The organism is Prolixibacter sp. SD074 (genome assembly GCF_009617895.1).
GTDB lineage: Bacteria > Bacteroidota > Bacteroidia > Bacteroidales > Prolixibacteraceae > Prolixibacter.
The window spans coordinates 403,776-422,695 of record NZ_BLAW01000001.1 but is presented as its reverse complement, the minus strand read 5'-3'; the positions used below and the strand labels follow the sequence as shown (position 1 = coordinate 422,695).

Sequence of the window (18,920 nt, the reverse complement as noted above, 5' to 3'; positions counted from 1 at the left end):
GACCTTTATCATTACAGTCTGCATTTAATATTTTTCGATTCGCCGCTTCCACGAATCGACAATACAAACACAATTCTCACTAAATTGTTGATTCACAACAATTATATCCTAACAAACACAAAAAAAACAGCCGGCTTTAAAAACCGGCTGTTTCAGCATTGATGCAATCGTATTTTTTTAACCACGCATGGTTTCTTCCACTTCATCGGGCGTGATGGGCAGGCGTTTTCCTAAGATTCGCGCACCTTCACTGGTCACTACCAAATCGTCTTCGAGCCGGATACCGCCAAAATCGGCAAATTCCATCACCTTATCGAAATTGATATACTCTGTATTGATGTAATCTTTTCTCCACTTTTCAATCAAGGCAGGGATGAAATAGATACCTGGTTCATTCGTTAACACGAAGCCTTCCTGCAAACGGCGGCCCAAACGCAAACCAGCTGTTCCAAACTGTTCCATCGGACGGGTTTCTTCATCGTAGCCAACGTAAATCTGACCGTAGTCTTCCATATCGTGTACATCCAGTCCCATCATGTGACCGAGACCGTGGGGCATAAACAAAGCATGTGCACCATGACGAACAGCTTCGTCCACATCGCCTTTTATCAGGCCTAAATCTTTCAATCCTGACGCAATTACACGAGCTGCATTCAGGTGAACATCGAGGTACCGAACACCCGGTTTTACCATAGCAGTTGATTCGTTGTTGGCTGCCAAAACAATTTCGTAAATATCCTTCTGCTTTTGCGTGAATTTACCTCCTACCGGGACGGTACGGGTAAAGTCCGAAGCGTATCCCATCGACGTTTCAGCACCGGCATCTGTCAACATCAGCTTGCCTTTTTTCAGCGTAAGCGAATGGTCATGATTATGCAGCGTTTCACCATGTTGCGATAATATAATGGGGAACGAAACACCACCGCCACCAGCAAGGGCAATGCCTTCGATGGTTCCGGCAATTTTTTGTTCACTGGCGCCTTCTTTTGCCATTTTCATGGCCGTTACGTGCATTTCGTAACCGGTAGCGCAGGCTTTTTCTATCTCGGCAATCTCATACTGGTCTTTTACCGAACGCATATCAACAATATGCTTAATCAACTCAAGTGATGTATAATCAGGCAACTTAGCTGTATGAATTCCTAACAGGCCTTTCAGTAACAACCGGTTATTGGCCCGGTACGGAGGAACAAAATGTACTCTGCGGCCCTGCCACAAAGCTTTGTTAACGTAAGCATAAACGTCATTAAACGAATTGGTGCATTTAACACCCACCTCGGCAGCCTGGTCCTTCAGCAATGGTTGCGGCCCCATCCAGATAATGTCGTCAATATCGACATCGTTACCGAAGAGCATATCCGTCCCTTCGTCTACATCAATCAGTCCGAAAAGCCCGGGTTTATTAATTCCAAAGAAATAAAGGAACGTACTGTCCTGCCTAAAATGATAAGTGTTATCCGGATAATTCATGGGTGCATCCACATTTCCGGGAAGCAAAACCAATCCTCCGCTCATCTTTTCGCGAAGGCGATTTCTCCGCTCTATGTAAACCTCTTTTTTGAACATTTTACCTGATTTTTTATGGTTAATTCTACTCTACATAAGTTAGTAAATATTCACCGCCATGACAATATTTTCAGCCAGTTTCCTGCAACAAGGCAGATGAATATCAATCATAACATTTTACATATTGCAAGAGTTCAGAGTGATATCCTATTCCTGCAAAATTCATCTTATCAGGATGTTTTTCGACATAAAGCAACGAAAAATGTATTTCGTTCTATCCAGGAAATAGTCTCTGTTGACTGGCCTTTTTACCGGAATTGGCAAAACCGGTCCAGTCAATTTCGTTCTTCAAAGCGGCAAAGGGGTTAACCTTGCCAAATAAAAAGTCGCTGGTGCGGCCAGGCTTATCGTAACACATCATCGGATGTTGCATGTGATAAGCATGTTTCAAATCAAGTCGGGCAACCGCCTTTCCAGCGTGATTTCCCCAGATGAACCAACGAGCAGATGGCCGCTCAGCTGCAAGGAACTTCAGCAAACGCTGGGTGAAAGGCTGCCAGTAAGCGCTATGACTTCCCGTCATTCCCACCTCGCACGTGAAAGCTGTATTCAGCAACAAAACGCCCTGATCTTCCCAATGCTGAAAAAGCTTTCCCGGAGGAAGAACCGGAAAATCCTGCCCAATTTGTTCTTTCAACTCGTTGAACTTAACAACGTGACCATTGCTGGTTTTATACAATAGCCTGAGAATATTCTTCAACGAAACATTCCGAAACGGTTCCGACCAGGATTTCAATGTTCCCACTTCAAATGCACGACCAGTGGCTACTCCTTCCTGCGGATACGGGTCCTGTCCCAAAATAACCACCTTGATTTCATCCAGCGGAAGCATTAAAAAACGCAACACATTTTCCGACGACGGAGTATAGTGAGAAGATGAAATTTCCTCTTCAATATTTTTCAGGATGGCAATTATTTCATGATTCAGAAACGGATTCCATGAAGGATGAACCTCTCCCGGAAGTTGATCAATAAATTTGAAGTTTCCCATGAATTCAAAAATAAGAATTCTTGTAGTTGACTGAAATACAGTTAACCCGTAATTTTTTCAGGTAATCCGTTTAATTGTACTTTTTTCTTTCCGGCTGGCCGGGGTACAAACATATCTTTGGGTGTTAAACCTACTGAATCTATTACTTGTAAACAATACTCCAACCGCCCTAACTCGTTGGCGGCATTGTTTGTTCCAAAAGAAAACGTCAGGCCGGCTTGCTTCGCCCGTTTGATAAAGGCGATGCCCGGAATCCGGTAACGCGCGTTGATTTCCAAGGCCACATCATTATCTTTCAAGACTTTAATCACGCGATCCATTCGTTCAGTTGTCCACAATTCATCGTAATGCTTTGCCAATACATCCGGCAAGAAAGTCGGGTTGACGTAAATATCCACTGGTTCCTGTCTCATAATGGATTCGATGCGACTGACCAGCATTTCCATGAACTGCTGATCGTTATCGACAAATGTTTCTTCCGGAATCCACAACCGCATTCTCCGCCCCTTATCGTCGGTCCAGGTCATGGCATCGGTGAAAATGTAATCGAACTTTGCCACTGCTTCCGGCGAGAAAAGCGTTACCCACTCTCTTCCCTCACACTGCATGGCTTTGAGTACCGGTTCATCTTTGATACTTTCCAGGTATTCATTCAAGGTCTTGTCATCCGTTACCGGGAATTTCAATCCGCAGTTAGCTGCTACGCCATAATTGATGCCCAATTCGCGACCATGACTGCGGAGCTCATCCATTGTCAAGCCGCCTTTCAAGTGCGAATGGTAATCGATGACCGGAAATCCTTGTTGATTCAGTAATGTAAGCTGACGTGTAATATCGTCTTCGTGCTCAGGTTCCGGTATTTTCGTTTCCCCGTTCTTCTCCAACGGCATCACCCGAACTTCTTTGACATCTATTTCGCCATCCACCGACGTTTTGTATAGCGCCAGTGTGCCTTCCGAAAAAACCATATTGGCACACTGCTTATTCCGCATAGGCAATATGGGCTCGTTGTACCCGGTCACCTTTTTGCCGTTTACACTGACGACAATGTGACGTCCTTCGACCTCAACAGCCAGTTTAAACCATTGACCATCATTCGCTGTGCGGACAAAGTTATTCCGGATATGGCTCAGGCTACCGGTTTTCTCCTGGTTTCCTATTCCGTAATCGCTGTTATTAATAAAAACATGATATCCGTAGTGTTCCGGAATATCGGCGTCCGGTGGAAAATGGATACAAAAAATTCCTTCAGCCCCGGCAGTCGTTCTTACGTTTGCCTCGACTTTGAAATCTTTCAACGAAAATTTGCTGTGTATTCCGGAATTATTATCGGCCAGCACAAAATCCTGGTCATCGTGCTGAACATCCTTCAACATCCAGAACTTCTCAAAATTATTGGAATTCATCACAAGCCACTCCCCCGTCTTTGGTTTTTGCTGACAGGAAAGAGTTAATAAAAAAATTAGGGAAAGTCCCAATCTCAAGGGGAATGAAAATTTTCTCATGGAGCCAGGCGGGTTTAATTCGGTTTTGTTCGTTTCAGTGAAATGAGCAGCAAGTTAGCAAAAATGTTCATTTTCACCGCATCAGAGACCACCAAAAAAGGCGCTGATTATAAGCGCCTCCGGTTAGTTTCGTTTTTCTTATACTAAATAATTTGCCTGTTCTTAAGGACACTCACAATGGCATCGACAATGTGATCGTCCAGCATGGTAGAGTAATTAAAAATCAGGTCAAAATCGCAATTACTCACTTTTCGTCCGGCGATATGCTCCACAAAAAGGTCACGCTGCCGATCAATCTCAATCACATAATCACGGGCATCGGAGTACGAAAGACTGCTGATTTGCATGATGCGGTTCACCCGCCAATCGAGCGGGGCTTCCAGCCGGATGGCCAGTCGATCGCTGATTCCCTGGCTCAGAATTTCGCCTCCTCGTCCAACAATAATATGATAGCCCGCAATGGCAAACGAACGAATCACCGTTCCTACCGTTTCAATTACTTTCTGGTCGTCGGAATCGTACACCTTTTCGGTAGAAAAAGCGCTGGACACCTCCTCTAGTGGTACTTTTCGCTCGCTCAGGAAAACATTTTTCACATGAGTTGGATCCATTTCCAATTCATTGGAGGCTTCCTCCAGAATTTCTTTACTAATCCAGCGCCACTCAACATCAGTTTTGGTGTCCGACAGATAGCTGTATCCCGTCAATATTTTCGATAGCTTCGTCGCAATACGTTTGGCAGAACATCCGCATTCGCGCGAAATCGTGATAACTGGTCCCGGAGATATATGCCCTTCCAGTTTCTGCTGTCTGAAAACCTCTGAGTAGTTGCTTAGAATATTTTGTACCATAATCGAAGTTTTTTACACCCTGGAACAAGACAGAAATCTGAAATCCGGGGATGGTTCGTAATGAATGATTACTTTGCTTAAAGTTATGCCTTGAGTAATCACCTATCAAGCGTTTATGCTCAATGACACAGATGTTTTATAATATGTTTAACTGAAACATTTTAAAACCCAGTATTCTAAACCAGATTTTTTATCTTTGAATAACGGTAATTTGTATTCTTTATGGAAAAAATAATCAAAACAGCGCTGGCATCCTTTGGCATGTCGGGTCAGGTCTTTCACGGACCGACGATCAAGGTAAATCCTCATTTCCAAATCAGTAAAATACTTGAACGAACTAAAAATCTTTCGATAAAAAATTATCCCGAAGCAACAATCGTTCGTTCATACGATGAAATTATCAACGACCCGGAAATTGAGCTCGTCATCGTCAATACGCCCGATACCTACCATTACGAAATGACGATGAAGGCATTGGAAGCCGGGAAACATGTAGTCGTTGAAAAACCGTTTACCAAAACCACCGAAGAGGCTGCCCTATTAATCCGATTAGCCAAAGAAAACAACCGGATACTGACGGTATACCAGAACAGAAGGCTGGATAGTGATTTCCTTACGGTGAAAAGTATTCTGGAAGCTGGCATGCTGGGGCGTTTAGTGGAGTTTGAATCGCATTTCGACCGTTACCGGAATTTTGTCCGTGAAGGCAATTGGAAAGAGACCGGTGATGAGCGAACCGGTGTGCTTTTCAACCTGGGGTCACACTTGGTCGACCAGGTCCTGGTTCTTTTCGGCGATCCGAAAGCGGTGACTTGTCACCTGGCGGCCCACCGCGCCGGAGGTGAAGTTCCGGATTATTACGACATTCGCTTGCATTACGACGGGTTTAATGCCATTCTGAAAAGTTCCTACCTGGTTAGGGAACCCGGACCGCGCATGATCCTGCATGGAACGGAAGGCTCCTTCCTCAAATGGGGAGTCGATCAGCAGGAAGCCATGTTAACGGCGGGCCGCTTACCCAACGAGCCTGACTGGAACGAAGAACCCGAAGAGTGGTGGGGAACTTTGCATACCACCATCAACGGGGTTGAATACAAAGGCAGGGTGAGAACCATTCCGGGTAATTTCAAGGTTTTTTATGAAAACCTGTACGAAGCCATACGACATGGAAAAGAATTGTTGGTAAAACCCGGGGAATCAAAAAAGGTAATCGACGTATTGGAAACCTGTGTCGAAAGCCACCGTCATCGTCGCACCATCGATTTCAAACCGTCCTAAAAATACAAAGGGTAAGTGCCCTTTTTCAGACTACAGCCCGGACCAAATTCAACCTTCAACAGATTGCCATCTTCGGGATGCTGGAAATATTGCGCTCCAACCACGAGATTGTTCAACTGCTCCGTAAAAACGGCCCCACCACGATCAACGTTATCCGGCGTGAGCCGAAACCAGGTTCCTTTCTGCTATTGGTTAAACCAGGAAAACAAACAGGCATGGCGACCTTTAACTGGTGATACGACATTAGGAAATGCATCAATATCGGGCATATCATAGACACCAATCAACGGAATTGCCAAATCAAGCTTTTCCGTTAAATAAGTCGAATCGGGTTGAGTCGTCACTTTGTATTTTAAATTCAACGATTTTCACATGTTGTTTCTTCCATCAGTCCACCTTCCGGATTAACCTGACAATTCCGGAAATAACCAGTCTGATAATGCCAATAAGGGCATATAGCACAAAACTGATGAGCAAAACAATGTGAAGCTGTGAATACAGTTCGCTCCACGAAGTATCGTATCTCACAATGCTGTAGACATTCATCAGAAATGCGATGATAAAACTGATTCCCCAAAAGATCAGTTCCTTTCTTCTTCGTTGCCGGGTTATAATCCAATCACTCACAGTTTCTTATTTTATTGGTTCTCGACTTTCCTGTTTTCAAACAAGTTCGGTATTCTTTTTCCAGGCATATTCTTCGGGCCATTCAATGATACGATTTTCCTGCATCGCCTGCAGCCCCAGCAAAACCGCCACGGTCGCATTATAGCCTTCACGCAGTAATCCCGGATAAGGCCGGCCATTCCGGACGGCTAACACAAAACCCTCCATTTCCAGCAACGTATCATCATACTGATAATCTTCCACCAGGTACTCGCCGTTGTATTGCACAGCCGTTTCCGGGACCCAGCTGGCACCTCCTATCGGAATAGTTTCAAAAACATCCTTTTCAAGATTATTGATCAACTGAAGAAAACCGGGAGATGGAGGCGGGTTCTCGGAATATATCTTGCGGACCTCGGGTTCAATGGTTCCCAAATGCCCCATAATTTGCTCTTCCAGCCCGTATTTTCGGTTACTGATGACCGAATCATATATGACCTTAACTCCTTTCGGATAATCGTAAACGCAAGCTACATTGTCGTAAACTTCACGACCGTCTTTCCAAAAGCAGATGGAACCGGAACCCATCACTCTTGTGGGAATTTCACCCAGAAACCAGTTAGCCACCTGGATCTGATGAGAAGCCAGCTCAGTCATTAATCCGGCTGAATACTCATCATACATGCGCCAGTTGATTTTCCGTTCCAGCTCGGGGTGCCCGTCCGGAACCGGCCGGCGCCAATCGTTGTTGCGATGCCAGTACGCCCGAATTTGTGTAATCTGCCCTATTTCGCCGGAAGCGGCCCGTTCGTATGCCTTTAGGTAAGCTGGATTAAACATTCGTTGATGACCAATCTGCAGGATTTTACCCGTACGATTAGCTGTCAATGTCATGGCTTTGCTATCCCCCAGTGTTCGGGCCATCGACTTTTCGCAGAAAACATGAATGCCGCTATTCAGAAAATCGACGGTGATATAAGCGTGTTCATGAAGCGGCGTGGCAATGACGACTGCATCCAGGTTGTCGACTTCGTCAAGCATTTTCCGGTAATCGTAAAACGCTTTTGCTTTGCCTTGAGTAAGCTCAATCGCTCTTTGATAATGCGGCTCATAGTTATCGCAAACCGCGGCAACTTCGACATTCTTCAGTTGCTGACAATTGAGCAGCAAGGCCCGGCCACGGTCTCCAACGCCGACAAATCCAAGACGGACCCGGTCGGAGGCTGCGCTTCCAACCTGAGTTTCCCCGGCCATCGCTTTTAGCCATGGCATCGACGTTCCAAGCACAGCCGAGCTGCTGAGTAACGAAACATCGCGGATAAATTGTCGTCGTGTCCGTTCGTCTTTCATAACAATTGGTTTGGTTTAGTTTGGTTATTACAAAGAAATTGTTTTTTCTGAATTGATGCCCCTGGCCCGAAAGTAACTACCACTACTTCATCGTATTCAAATTCATTCAAAACAACATCATATTGTCCAGGCAAAAGAAACATAAAAGCCGTGGACAAAATTTCGCCATTGAGCGGAGATTTACTCAACACCGATACCGACTTGCCTTCGCTGACCGGCTTTCCGGTTTCCGGATGGATGATGTGATTAGACACCCGGCCCCAGCCATCATCCGCCAGCAACCGGTTAGAAGAAGTGGTCAATGAATGATTGTTCATCTCGAATTCGTGAAGTATTTCTCCCGGTTTCACGGGATTTCGAACCGACATGGGCCAGTATTCTCCGGAAGGATGTTTTCCAAGTGTTAAAATGGAACTATCACCAAAATTAATAACCGCCCGGTTAACCTGATGAGCTGTCAGTATTTTCTGCACTTTTTCAAGCGCATATCCTTTACCATAAGCGCCGAAATCAATTCCGGGTTTCCCCGAAAGAAAACGGATGCGTTGGCCGCTCTTATCAAATTCCATCTTGTCCATTCCGGAAAATTGAAGACACCCCTGTTCTTCATTTTTCGTTGGCGCTTCATCGTTATTCTTCCATAAGCCGGAAACCTTTCCCATATTAATATCAAAAACTCCAAGCGTTTTTCGATGATATTCCCGGCAATCGAGGAAAGCCTTCCATAATTCATCCGACGATATATCGATCCAATGGGTATGCTTCTGCTGATTGATATTCCCAACCGGACCGTTTTCCCGAAAACGACTGAAAAGAAATTCAATCCGCTCCACCTCTACCCGGATTTCATGAAATAACATTTCACAAACCTGCGGCGATTGCCCAAGAATAAGCATGTCGAACCGGGTTCCCATGGCCGGAAACGAACGAACACATATTTCTCTTTCTAAGTTCATTTTCAATACTGAAAAAACAGGAAAGTAGCTATCCTCCCGGACAGCTACTTTACACATACTCTATGCTATCATTAAAAAAAATAATCGCTTGTGGTTTTCATATTTTGGGGGCCCAGCCTTTTTCGTAGGCTCTTCCCCACATCTTCATAGCTTCGTTGTCGTTTAGAATACGGCCATTCTCTTCGTTGCACGTAATCGGTCGTTTCATCTTCCAGGCAATGTTGGCCAGGTGACACAACATAACTGATTTATGGGCTTCATCGATGGGTGAATGCTGCCCGACATGCTTTCCACGGACCGTATCGAGGAAGTTATTGATGTGATTTAACGTCATCATATCACCGGTTCCTACTGTGTCGGATGTACTTGATGTTTGTCCCGTTTTCTGTTCCCTGAATTTATGACCACTCAAATCATACACTTCATATCCAGAGCGATCGATAATAACTGAGCCTTTCGTTCCGAAGATCACCGAACCCCGATCGCGGCCATATAGTTTTGCCGCATTACAGCTCTGCCCTTCCCAGGTAATTATTTTATTGCCCTTAAATTCGTAATGATTGAGTAACGTATCGTAAAACTGCCAATCGTCGTCCTTATCAAAATAACGGTCGCCGGTGGCTTTTACATGTTTGGGAAAATCGACCTGCAAAGCCCAGCGACATACATCCAGCTCATGCGTGCCGTTGTTGCATGTTTCGCCGGTCCCCCAATTCCAGAACCAGTGCCAGTTATACGGATGGTAATTGTCGTGATATGCGGCACGTGGTGCTGGTCCCTGCCAAAGTTCCCAATCAAGGTAATCCGGAACAGGGACAGGTTTTCCCACACCAATGGTTCCCCGCTTGTTGTTATAAAAAGCTTTTCCCAGGTACACCCCGCCAATCATGCCATTATGGATTTCCCGGATAACTTCTATGGTGTCGGGAGCCGAACGCTGTTGGTTCCCCATCTGAATTACCTTCCCATATTTGGCCTGAAATTTCTTCAGCAATTCCCCTTCTTTCGGATTGTGTGAACAGGGTTTTTCTACATACACATGCTTTCCAGCCTCCATCGCCATCCATGAAGCCGGAGCGTGCCAATGATCGGGTGTCGCAATAAAAACAGCATCGATGGTTTTATCCTCCAGCAAACGCCGGATGTCCCGTTCGCCCTTCGGTACGTTTCCGGTTGCCTTTTTGATGTTGGCAATGGTTTTTTCTACCACTCGTGCATCGACATCGCAGATATGCGTCACGACTGCTCCTGCCGCTTTCCCAAATTCGCCGGCAAGGTAATCACCTCGGCTTCGCGTTCCGATACCGGCTACGTTAATTTGTTCGTTGGCTCCAATAATGCGACTGTAACTTCTGGCTGACATGCCGATTCCGCCAATGGTGATGCCGGCTGCTCCTACCGACGATTTCTTCAGGAAAGTTCGTCTGTTCTCCTTCATTGTAGTTAATTGGTTTGATTTTGTTCTCGTACCGTGTACGATACCGACACGAATATAAGGAAAAATTCAACCTCCAAAGGTGTTAAATAGCATAATCACATGCCGATTTACCATCATTTTTTATCCCTGGAATTTTGATGAGACAATTACCCTGACCTTCAAAATATCTCCATACGATGGATAATAATTAACGATAAATCGGTTCCTCAATTCCTGTTAATTTACTTCTATTATCGCTAAATTAGTGGCTTATTCACCCAAAACAACAACCCATGAACATCAACGCATTTTTCAAGGTAAGCTACGGGCTATACCTTATTTCTACTAAATCAGGAGATAAACTGGGTGGTTATGTTGCCAATACGGCTTTCCAGGTAACAGCTAAGCCGGCACGATTTGCCATCAGTTGTAACCGCGATAACTTTACCGCAGAGTTAATCCGCGAAAGCGGCATTTTCGCATTCTCCGTTTTGCGGGAAGATGCTTCGCCCGAAATCATTGGCACCTTCGGTTACAAGAGTGGCCGTGAGATTGATAAGTTTGAAAAGGTGAAAACCATCACGGCACAAACCGGGGCTCCCATTGTCACTGATTCTTCGGTAGCCTGGTTCGATTGTAAAGTGACCGAAACGCACGAAATCGGAACGCACATTCTTTTCATAGGAGAAGTGCTCGATTTCGACATAATTGACGAAGGGGCCAATCCGTTGACCTATGCTTATTACCATGAAGTAAGGAAAGGTTTGTCACCGAAAAATGCGCCAACCTATATTGAGATGGAAAAACTTGAAGAAGAAAAAACCGAACAACCCGCAGAAGAAGCTCCCGCCAAAAACGAAACCTGGACCTGTCAGGTTTGCCATTACAATTATGATCCGGAAACAGGAGACCCGATTACCGGAATTCCGCCGGGAACAGCATTTGAAGATCTTCCGGACGACTGGGTTTGTCCACTTTGCGGGGCAACAAAAGACATGTTCGAGAAAGATTAGTCAGACCAAAATAAACCAAAAATCAATTAATAAATGGAGACAAATATCAAAGGAACCCGGACCGAGCAAAACCTACTGAAAGCTTTTGCCGGTGAGTCGCAAGCGCGAAACCGCTACGATATGTTTGCGAAAATCGCGAAAAAAGAAGGCTATGAGCAAATCGCAGCCATTTTTCAGGAGACGGCATTGAACGAAATTGCACATGCTAAACGGTTCTTCCGCTTTCTGGAGGGAGGAATGGTGGAAATCACCGCTTCCTACCCTGCCGGGGTGGAAGGTACGACCGCCGAAAACCTCCTGGCTGCCGCCGAAGGTGAAAACGAAGAATGGACCGATTTATATCCGGAGTTCGCCAAAGTTGCCGAAGAAGAAGGTTTCAAAGCAGCGGCCCTGGCTTTCCGGAAGATTGCTGAGGTAGAAGCCGAACACGAAAAAAGGTACCGGAAACTGCTGGAAAATCTGGAAAACGATTTAGTCTTCAAAAAAAAGAAAAAGGTTCGTTGGAGATGCCGGAACTGCGGTTATATACACGAAGGAGAGGAAGCGCTGGAACGTTGTCCCGCCTGTTTGCATCCAAAAGCTTATTTTGAAGAAGAAAACGCCAACTATTAACCGGGAATACCCGAAACAAATCAAGGCCCTATCGAGGGCCTTTTTTTATGTAAAACCTCAAAGTAAACACCAAGAAAAAGGGCGGTAAATCTACCGCCCTCAATTTTCCACCAACAAAAATTATTTAACCTCAAATCCCCCCTGCGAAACAGACGACCACTTCTCTTTCTACAGGGTTGTACAAATATATATATTTTTTTTAACTGTCAATTACCCTTGCTTGTTAATGAATGTTAATTTCAAGTTTCCGGATAAAAGAGTAATCAGCTTACCAACAAAAACACATCCATAACTCACTCTTTTTCTAGTTTTTAAAACCGTTCAAACACATCTCCAATCAGTTAATTAAAACTCATTATAAATAGAACTCTTCCGATTGGGTGCAAAGCAAAAAATAATATTAAAATAAAAAAGGTAACCGAATAACTCCCATTTCATTTTTACCCAGTCATAAATTTAGACCACATCATCAAAAATCCTAATTTTGCCTCAAATCAGAAACAGCGTCCATGGAAAAGATTTCAGTAGTGGTCACCGTGTTTAACGAGGAGGATAATATCCGGCCACTGGTTGAACAAATATCTGCCGCATTAACCGGTTACCCGTTCGAGATTGTCTATGTCGACGATGGATCGACCGACAACACCGTCCAGGTTATCAAATCAATGAATAATCCGCACCTGAAGCTGGTTGAGTTGAAGAAGAATTTCGGGCAGTGCCCGGCACTAAAAGCCGGCATCGACTATGCTACCGGCGATTTCATCGTGACGATGGACGGCGATTTGCAAAACGACCCATCCGACATTCCGATGATGGTCGAGCAGGCCAAGAAAGGCGATTTCGATTTGGTTGCCGGCATCCGCGAAAAGCGGAAAGATGGCTTTATTCTCCGGAAACTGCCATCGAAACTGGGCAACTGGCTGATCCGTCGGGTAACGAAAGTTGATATCAAAGACAATGGTTGCGCCTTGAAGGTTTTCCGTGCCGATATGGCCAAAAGCATTCCACTCTATGGCGAACTTCACCGTTTCATTTCGGTACTGGCCCATTACGAGGGAGCCAAAATTGATCAGGTAAATGTGAAGCACCATGCCCGCATTCACGGAGAATCGAAATACGGTTTGTCGCGTACGTTCCGGGTACTCAGCGACCTCATCCTGATGCTCTTTTTCCGCAAGTACATGCAAAAACCGATGCACTTTTTCGGAACTTTTGGTATCCTTACCGGACTTGCCGGAGGTGCTATCCTCTTCTACTTTCTCATTCTGAAACTGATGGGTGAAGACATCTGGGGACGTCCGTTGCTGCTGCTCGGAATCATTCTGCTGTTTATCGGATTCCAAATCATCGCGCTGGGATTACTGCTCGATTACCAGATGCGCACCTATTACGAATCACAACACAAAGCTCCCTATCAAGTAAGGCGCGTAACCGGTGGAGAAGAAACGAATTAAAAAAATCGGGCTAAACCTGCTTAAACTGGTTATTTCAGCAGGGGCCATTGCCTGGGTGCTTTCCAAAATTTCCTTCCGGGAAGTGATGCACATTTTCGGGCAATCGGCGCCGGGATACCTGATGCTGGCCTTGCTGTTTTTTGTACTATCGAAAGTGTTGGCGGCTTTCCGGCTCAACCTCCTTTTCCGCGAAAGCGGGGCACACCTCTCATGGTGGCTCAACCTGAAGCTGTACTGGATGGGTATGTTCTACAATTTGTTCCTACCGGGAGGAATCGGCGGAGATGGTTACAAAATTTACCTCGTGAATAAGTTCCGGCAAAACGGACTGAAAAAGAACTTTAGCGCAGTAGTCATCGACCGGGTGTCCGGACTCGTCGCCATCGGATTGATTACCATCACGCTCTATTTCTTTTCGGCCATTCAAATTCCTTACGGACAATGGGCATGGGTAGGATACTTTTTGGTATACAGCGGATTTTTGTTGTTGCTGAGACTTTTCTTTCCCTTGTTCCTGAAGATCCATCTGCCGCTTACCGGTTGGTCGCTGGCACTGCAACTATCGCAACTGTTTTCGGCTTTGTTTATACTGCTTGCTTTTCATCAGCAGGCTCACCTCGTCGATTACCTGTTCCTCTTTTTCCTTTCGTCGGTTGCAGCAGCGCTGCCCATTACCATCGGCGGGGCCGGCGCACGCGAACTGGTTTTCCTGTATGGTTCCCAACAACTGGGACTGGCAGGCGACCTTTCCATTGCCCTCAGTTTTATGTTCTATCTTATTACTGCTTTTGCATCGCTGTGGGGAATTGTCTGGGTATTTCGTCCGCCCTTCCGGGAAGAAGGAGAAAACGATCTGACAACAGGGCCTGCTTCCTGAAAATAGCCTGCCAGGCAAACCATTTGGGCAGAACGATATTTTGTCCGATTTTTGCACCACACCAAAACGTCCGGCTGCATGATCAAATACGTTTTCCTGGTACTGTACCTTGTCATCATGATTTGGGTGGGCATTCGCTCCTCCCGGAAGATCAAAACTACGGGTGACTTTTTCGTTGCCGGAAAACGGGGCAGTTTGTGGCAGGTAACCGGTTCACTGCTGGCCACCATTTTGGGAAGTTCAGCCATTCTGGGAACCGTTAATCTGGCTTACACACAGGGATGGGCAGCTTCCTGGCTCATGCTTTCGGCGGCTGCCGGGTTCATTGTTTTGATACCACTGGCCAAATATGTCAGCCGTTTCGGAAAATATACGCTACCACAGCTTGTCGGCGATTTTTACGGTCTGAAAGCTAAAACGCTTGCTTCCATTATTATTCCACTGGCATGGATTGGCATTGTAGCGGCACAAATCATCGGGGCGGCGAAAATCATGAACAGCTTTTTCGGCCTGGGCTATGGCTACGGCGTCATGGGAGCCGGACTGGTTTTTGTTTTCTATACCCTCATCGGCGGGCAGGTTTCCATCCTGAAGACTGACCAGTTTCAGGCTTTCTTTATTCTCACCGGCATTTTGATTTCAGCCATCTACATTTTCTTTCATTTTCCGGTATCACCGGTAAGAATGACACCGCTCGGTTTCCCATTCAACCAAAATTTCGATGTGCTTGACCTGATAGTGCTGCTGCTCTCCTACTCGGCCACGTTTGTGGTTGGACCGGATATTTATTCGCGACTGTTTTGTGCCAATAGTGAAGAAACGGCCCGGAAAAGCGTGAGGCTGACGGCAATTATTCTCATACCGTTCGCTTTCCTGATTACCTTTCTGGGTGTTTTTGCCAGTTACCAGTATCCCGATCTGGATTACCATACCGGTTCGGCGTTGATTCCGGTTATCATTCACGTGATGCCCGAATGGGGCATCGGACTGATGATGGCGGCCCTGCTTTCGGCAGTGATGTCGTCGGCTGATACGACGTTGCTGACGGCATCTATTATCATCAGCGACCCCATTTCCAAAGGACTCGACACTAACAATTCGTTGCTGAATACCCGGCTGATTATCCTTGGGCTGGGCGGGCTCAGCATTTTGCTGGCGCTGGAAGTTACGTCCATCATCCAGGTATTACTGATTGCGCTGGCCGTATTTTCCGGGGCCTTTATTGTCCCAACTGCGGCTGGCTTGCTTGGTTTCCGCACAAGCGAGGCAAGAAGCACTGCAGCCATGGCAGCCGGAAGTATCCTGGCTTTAGCCGGAAAAGTATACAGTTTGTACGGCGACCGGATGATTGGCAATTGGATTATCGTTTCTGCATTCGCAGTGAATGCGATCATTCTGTTTAGCGGAAGAAAGGCACGAGACGTTAGACATCAAACACGAGACGCCAGACAATAGATTTTAGAAAAAAATCGTCAAACGGAAGGCCATATTCCGTTGCGGTCGAAACAACCTTTAATTTCCAATCAACACCATCGCACGACCGCGGTTCCCGCGCACTATGCAAACCACCGGTTAAAACTGGTGGCTATTCAACTCCAATCCTGCCGGGATTAGTTCTTACGTTTCTATTTCCAAACATACCTCTCCAGTCTTGAGTCCTGGAGGGACAGCTTAATTCAGCCCAATGGCAACGCCTTGGGATATATATGTGTGGCGAAACGCATATCGCCCTGTTAGGGCAGATTAATAGGAAGTTTAATCCCTGCTCTTAAAACTTAACACTTACTTCTTAAAAGTATAGAAAAAACAGGCTCCCCAATTGCTTGAAGAACCTGTCTTATATAACTAAACTTAGCGTATGGATAATCAAATCAGTTTCCAGGGAGCGCGATATTCATAACTTAATTTCGCGGTAGCAGCACCATCTTCGTCATCCACAAATGTCTCTGTTTCCGGATCCCACTTGATGGTACGCTGCAGGTCGCAGGCGATGTTGCCCAGGTTACAAACCGTGGCACTACTGTGTCCGATTTCTACCGGGACAACCGGATCTTTCCGCTCGCGAACGGCTTCGATGAAATTCACCTGGTGCGGAATCTTGGTTTCATACGGACCATCATCCTTAGCTGTTACTGCAGGCATGAATTTCTCGTCCGAAGCATTGAAATAACCACGGGCAACCTCAATCCAGCCAGTCTCGCCCCAAAACTTGACCCCTTTGGTCAGTTTCTCATCGAACGGCTCGGAAGTCATCACGGTTCCGTTGGCATACCTGAATGTCATGTACTCGGTTCCATCACCAATAGGCGAAATTTCGACAGGCCCACTGCCATCCATACCTAAGCCCCACTGTGCAATGTCGAACATGTGAGCGCCCCAGTCAGTCGTGAAACCACCACCCATTTCCTTGTACCAGCGCCAGGCACCCCAGAACTGCTCATCCTGCGGAGGATCGAGCGAAATAGGCGGATCGAGTTCATTATTAAAATGAATATCTCCGGGCAACGGGCCCAACCACCTGTCCCAGTTCAAATCATCCGGAACCGGCTCCTCAGGAAGGTTATAGGGAGTGGGCGGTGCACCAACATAGGCATTGATTTTCTCGATTTTACCCAGCTTGCCCGATTGTACCAGTTCAACAGCATGTTGGAAATTGGGATCGGAGCGTTGTTGGCTGCCGATGCCCAGGATCCGGTTATTGTCGCGAACGGTCTTGCGCAAAACCTGTCCTTCCTTGATGGTGAAGGTCATCGGCTTTTCGAGGTACACATCCTTGCCGGTTTTACAAGCAGCCACAGCAATCATGGCATGTGCATGGTCGGGTACGGCAATCACTACTGCATCAATATCCTCACGACCCAATAGGTCTTCATATTTTTCGTACGTTTTCACGTCTGCTTTCTGACCGGCTTTGGCATAAAAATCGGTCACGCGTTGCTCGAAACGTTTGCGTTTTCTTCCATACACATCGCAACCGGCCACTACCTGTGTACCCGGAATTTGCAGGAATCCGTTGAGCAGGAACATGGACTGACGGCCCATACCAATGAAGCCCATGCGGATGACTTTGTCTGTTGCAGCTGGTTTTTCTTTACAGGAGGAAAGTCCCGGAAGCACGGCCAGGCCAGCCATTCCGGCAGCGGTAGTCCCCAGAAAGCGTCTGCGGCTGACGCTCTTCTTCGCATTGTTTTCCATAGTTTACATTTAATAAGTTAAGTTACTAGTTCAGTGTTCGGTGTCCGAAAAACTGGCTACAAATTAATGAATATATGTTAATTGTACAGTATGGTCAGCGAAAATCTTCCGACAAAAAACAATCCTGAAAGGTTTTGGAAACCTGTCAGGATAGTCATTCCCGGTTATTTGCATATCAGTATCTACTCATCCCAACCCTTCTCTGCACAATAAAAATCTGCGATAAAACATAAAAGCCTGCTACCGTCATTTTGATATACAATGGGATGTTAACGAAGAAATTTTAGGCCGTGAAATTTACGGCTTCACGGAACGCCCCATAGAAGTTTTTCTTCATCTGTCATATTGCTTCGCAAGCGCCTGGCCCGCAATTTATTTATTCTTGCTTAAAGAAGAAATGAACGGATTAGTTCCCGATGTGTGGTCGACTATGAAAAACTCATTTCCGAGCTCCCGATCGGTTCGTAATTGAGCAACAATCAGCATCGGCAAGTCATTGTAATTTAATTTTCGTTTCATCTTGTGTATTTGAGGTTACACTTCATTTTACCATCAGAAAAAATCATGGCTGACATACTTTTGAAACCCCTTTATTAAGCTGTTAACCTTCTACAAATCCCCAAAAGCACCCCCTTCAAAATACACATGCTATCCGGAAAAAAAGTGGAGTGGAGAACTCCTCAAATATCTGTCCTTCCGTTGTTTGTTAATACCTTTTTTCAGGAAAAGGTTACCCCATTCTTTCGAAAATATTTTGAGAATCACGCAATCCCACAGTCTAACCCCCGCATAACAACCGACTATTGTGAATATTAATCTACAAAAACAGAACAAACTACGTTTAAGGGACCAGGAACATCAGGGCCTCTTTTCTTATAACCATCAGGTAAACCGCCGTTGGTAACCTGATGGCCGGATTGATTGGTAAATTCCGGGATACCCTGGAATTGTGGCGGTTCTTGCTCATCCTGGTGGTGATGTACCTGGTTTCAGCCGCCTTTATTTTCATGATTCTGACAAGACTGGGAAGAGCATCGGGAGCTTAATCTACATGATTATATTTTTTCTAAAAGAGAGGCTGCCCAGAAAAAGGGTGGCCTTTTTTTGCACCCCTAAATCCCCTTCTGAACTCATTCTAAATTATTTAAAATTTTCAGCAATTTACAAAAGACACCCATAGATCCTTATTTGTGGTGAACGGTCGTTTTTTGATGGTGGATGCATCAATTTGTATGGTGAACGGCAAAAT

General features: G+C 45.7%; 17 protein-coding genes. 7 read left to right on the top strand and 10 right to left on the bottom strand.

The features are described from left to right. Positions 1-177: 177 nt before the first annotated feature. The 4 genes from GJU82_RS01815 to GJU82_RS01800 form a co-directional block, all read right to left on the bottom strand. Positions 178-1,566: an aminopeptidase P family protein gene (locus GJU82_RS01815; RefSeq protein ID WP_153630585.1), complete on the bottom strand. Its 1,389-nt coding sequence runs from the start codon at positions 1,564-1,566 to the stop codon at positions 178-180. 214 nt (positions 1,567-1,780) lie between these two features. After that, positions 1,781-2,557, bottom strand: a complete 777-nt coding sequence (locus GJU82_RS01810; RefSeq protein ID WP_153630584.1) for a uracil-DNA glycosylase — start codon at positions 2,555-2,557, stop codon at positions 1,781-1,783. Positions 2,558-2,598: 41 nt separating this feature from the next. Then, the gene (locus GJU82_RS01805; RefSeq protein ID WP_194830941.1) at positions 2,599-3,963 is read right to left on the bottom strand and encodes a DUF1080 domain-containing protein; all 1,365 of its coding nucleotides are present in this window, start codon (positions 3,961-3,963) and stop codon (positions 2,599-2,601) included. Between the two features lie 242 nt (positions 3,964-4,205). Further along, on the bottom strand, positions 4,206-4,913 hold the full coding sequence (locus GJU82_RS01800) for an AAA family ATPase (protein ID WP_153630582.1): 708 nt from the start codon (positions 4,911-4,913) through the stop codon (positions 4,206-4,208). Positions 4,914-5,135: 222 nt separating this feature from the next. Between GJU82_RS01800 and GJU82_RS01795 the strand changes: the two genes are divergently transcribed. Then, entirely contained in the window at positions 5,136-6,191 is a 1,056-nt protein-coding gene (locus GJU82_RS01795; protein WP_153630581.1) for a Gfo/Idh/MocA family oxidoreductase, read from the top strand. A gap of 387 nt (positions 6,192-6,578) precedes the next feature. Here GJU82_RS01795 and GJU82_RS01790 read toward each other — a convergent pair whose 3' ends face one another. From GJU82_RS01790 to GJU82_RS01775, 4 genes are all read right to left on the bottom strand, one after another. Further along, positions 6,579-6,818, bottom strand: a complete 240-nt coding sequence (locus GJU82_RS01790; RefSeq protein ID WP_153630580.1) for a hypothetical protein — start codon at positions 6,816-6,818, stop codon at positions 6,579-6,581. Positions 6,819-6,854: 36 nt separating this feature from the next. Beyond that, positions 6,855-8,147, bottom strand: a complete 1,293-nt coding sequence (locus tag GJU82_RS01785; RefSeq protein WP_153630579.1) for a Gfo/Idh/MocA family protein — start codon at positions 8,145-8,147, stop codon at positions 6,855-6,857. After that, positions 8,144-9,103, bottom strand: a complete 960-nt coding sequence (locus tag GJU82_RS01780) for an FAD:protein FMN transferase (protein ID WP_194830940.1) — start codon at positions 9,101-9,103, stop codon at positions 8,144-8,146. The genes GJU82_RS01785 and GJU82_RS01780 overlap by 4 nt, the downstream gene beginning before the upstream one ends. Positions 9,104-9,200: 97 nt before the next feature. Then, positions 9,201-10,541: a Gfo/Idh/MocA family protein gene (locus tag GJU82_RS01775; RefSeq protein WP_153630577.1), complete on the bottom strand. Its 1,341-nt coding sequence runs from the start codon at positions 10,539-10,541 to the stop codon at positions 9,201-9,203. Positions 10,542-10,813: 272 nt separating this feature from the next. Here GJU82_RS01775 and GJU82_RS17840 point away from each other — a divergent pair, with 272 nt between their 5' ends. The 5 genes from GJU82_RS17840 (at position 10,814) to GJU82_RS01750 (ending at position 15,931) form a co-directional block, all read left to right on the top strand. Then, positions 10,814-11,533, top strand: coding sequence for a flavin reductase (locus GJU82_RS17840; RefSeq protein WP_153630576.1), 720 nt, complete (start codon positions 10,814-10,816; stop codon positions 11,531-11,533). 33 nt (positions 11,534-11,566) lie between these two features. Then, positions 11,567-12,145 carry a rubrerythrin gene (gene rbr / locus GJU82_RS01765; RefSeq protein ID WP_153630575.1) on the top strand — a complete coding sequence of 193 codons (579 nt, stop codon included), beginning with the start codon at positions 11,567-11,569 and terminating at the stop codon, positions 12,143-12,145. 509 nt (positions 12,146-12,654) lie between these two features. Beyond that, entirely contained in the window at positions 12,655-13,599 is a 945-nt protein-coding gene (locus GJU82_RS01760) for a glycosyltransferase family 2 protein (protein ID WP_153630574.1), read from the top strand. Beyond that, a complete protein-coding gene (locus tag GJU82_RS01755) occupies positions 13,580-14,476 on the top strand; it encodes a lysylphosphatidylglycerol synthase transmembrane domain-containing protein (RefSeq protein WP_153630573.1) in 897 nt (298 codons plus the stop codon). Before GJU82_RS01760 ends, GJU82_RS01755 begins: the two co-directional genes overlap by 20 nt. Positions 14,477-14,554: 78 nt before the next feature. Then, the gene (locus GJU82_RS01750; RefSeq protein ID WP_153630572.1) at positions 14,555-15,931 is read left to right on the top strand and encodes a sodium:solute symporter; all 1,377 of its coding nucleotides are present in this window, start codon (positions 14,555-14,557) and stop codon (positions 15,929-15,931) included. Positions 15,932-16,342: 411 nt separating this feature from the next. Here the strand turns inward: GJU82_RS01750 and GJU82_RS01745 are convergent, their stop codons facing one another. Beyond that, positions 16,343-17,671 (bottom strand): Gfo/Idh/MocA family protein, encoded by a 1,329-nt coding sequence (locus tag GJU82_RS01745; RefSeq protein ID WP_153630571.1) that lies wholly within the window; start codon positions 17,669-17,671, stop codon positions 16,343-16,345. 372 nt (positions 17,672-18,043) lie between these two features. After that, positions 18,044-18,190 carry a hypothetical protein gene (locus tag GJU82_RS01740; RefSeq protein WP_153630570.1) on the bottom strand — a complete coding sequence of 49 codons (147 nt, stop codon included), beginning with the start codon at positions 18,188-18,190 and terminating at the stop codon, positions 18,044-18,046. Positions 18,191-18,579: 389 nt separating this feature from the next. Between GJU82_RS01740 and GJU82_RS01735 the strand changes: the two genes are divergently transcribed. Further along, the gene (locus tag GJU82_RS01735; protein WP_153630569.1) at positions 18,580-18,717 is read left to right on the top strand and encodes a hypothetical protein; all 138 of its coding nucleotides are present in this window, start codon (positions 18,580-18,582) and stop codon (positions 18,715-18,717) included. The last annotated feature ends 203 nt before the right edge of the window (positions 18,718-18,920 follow it).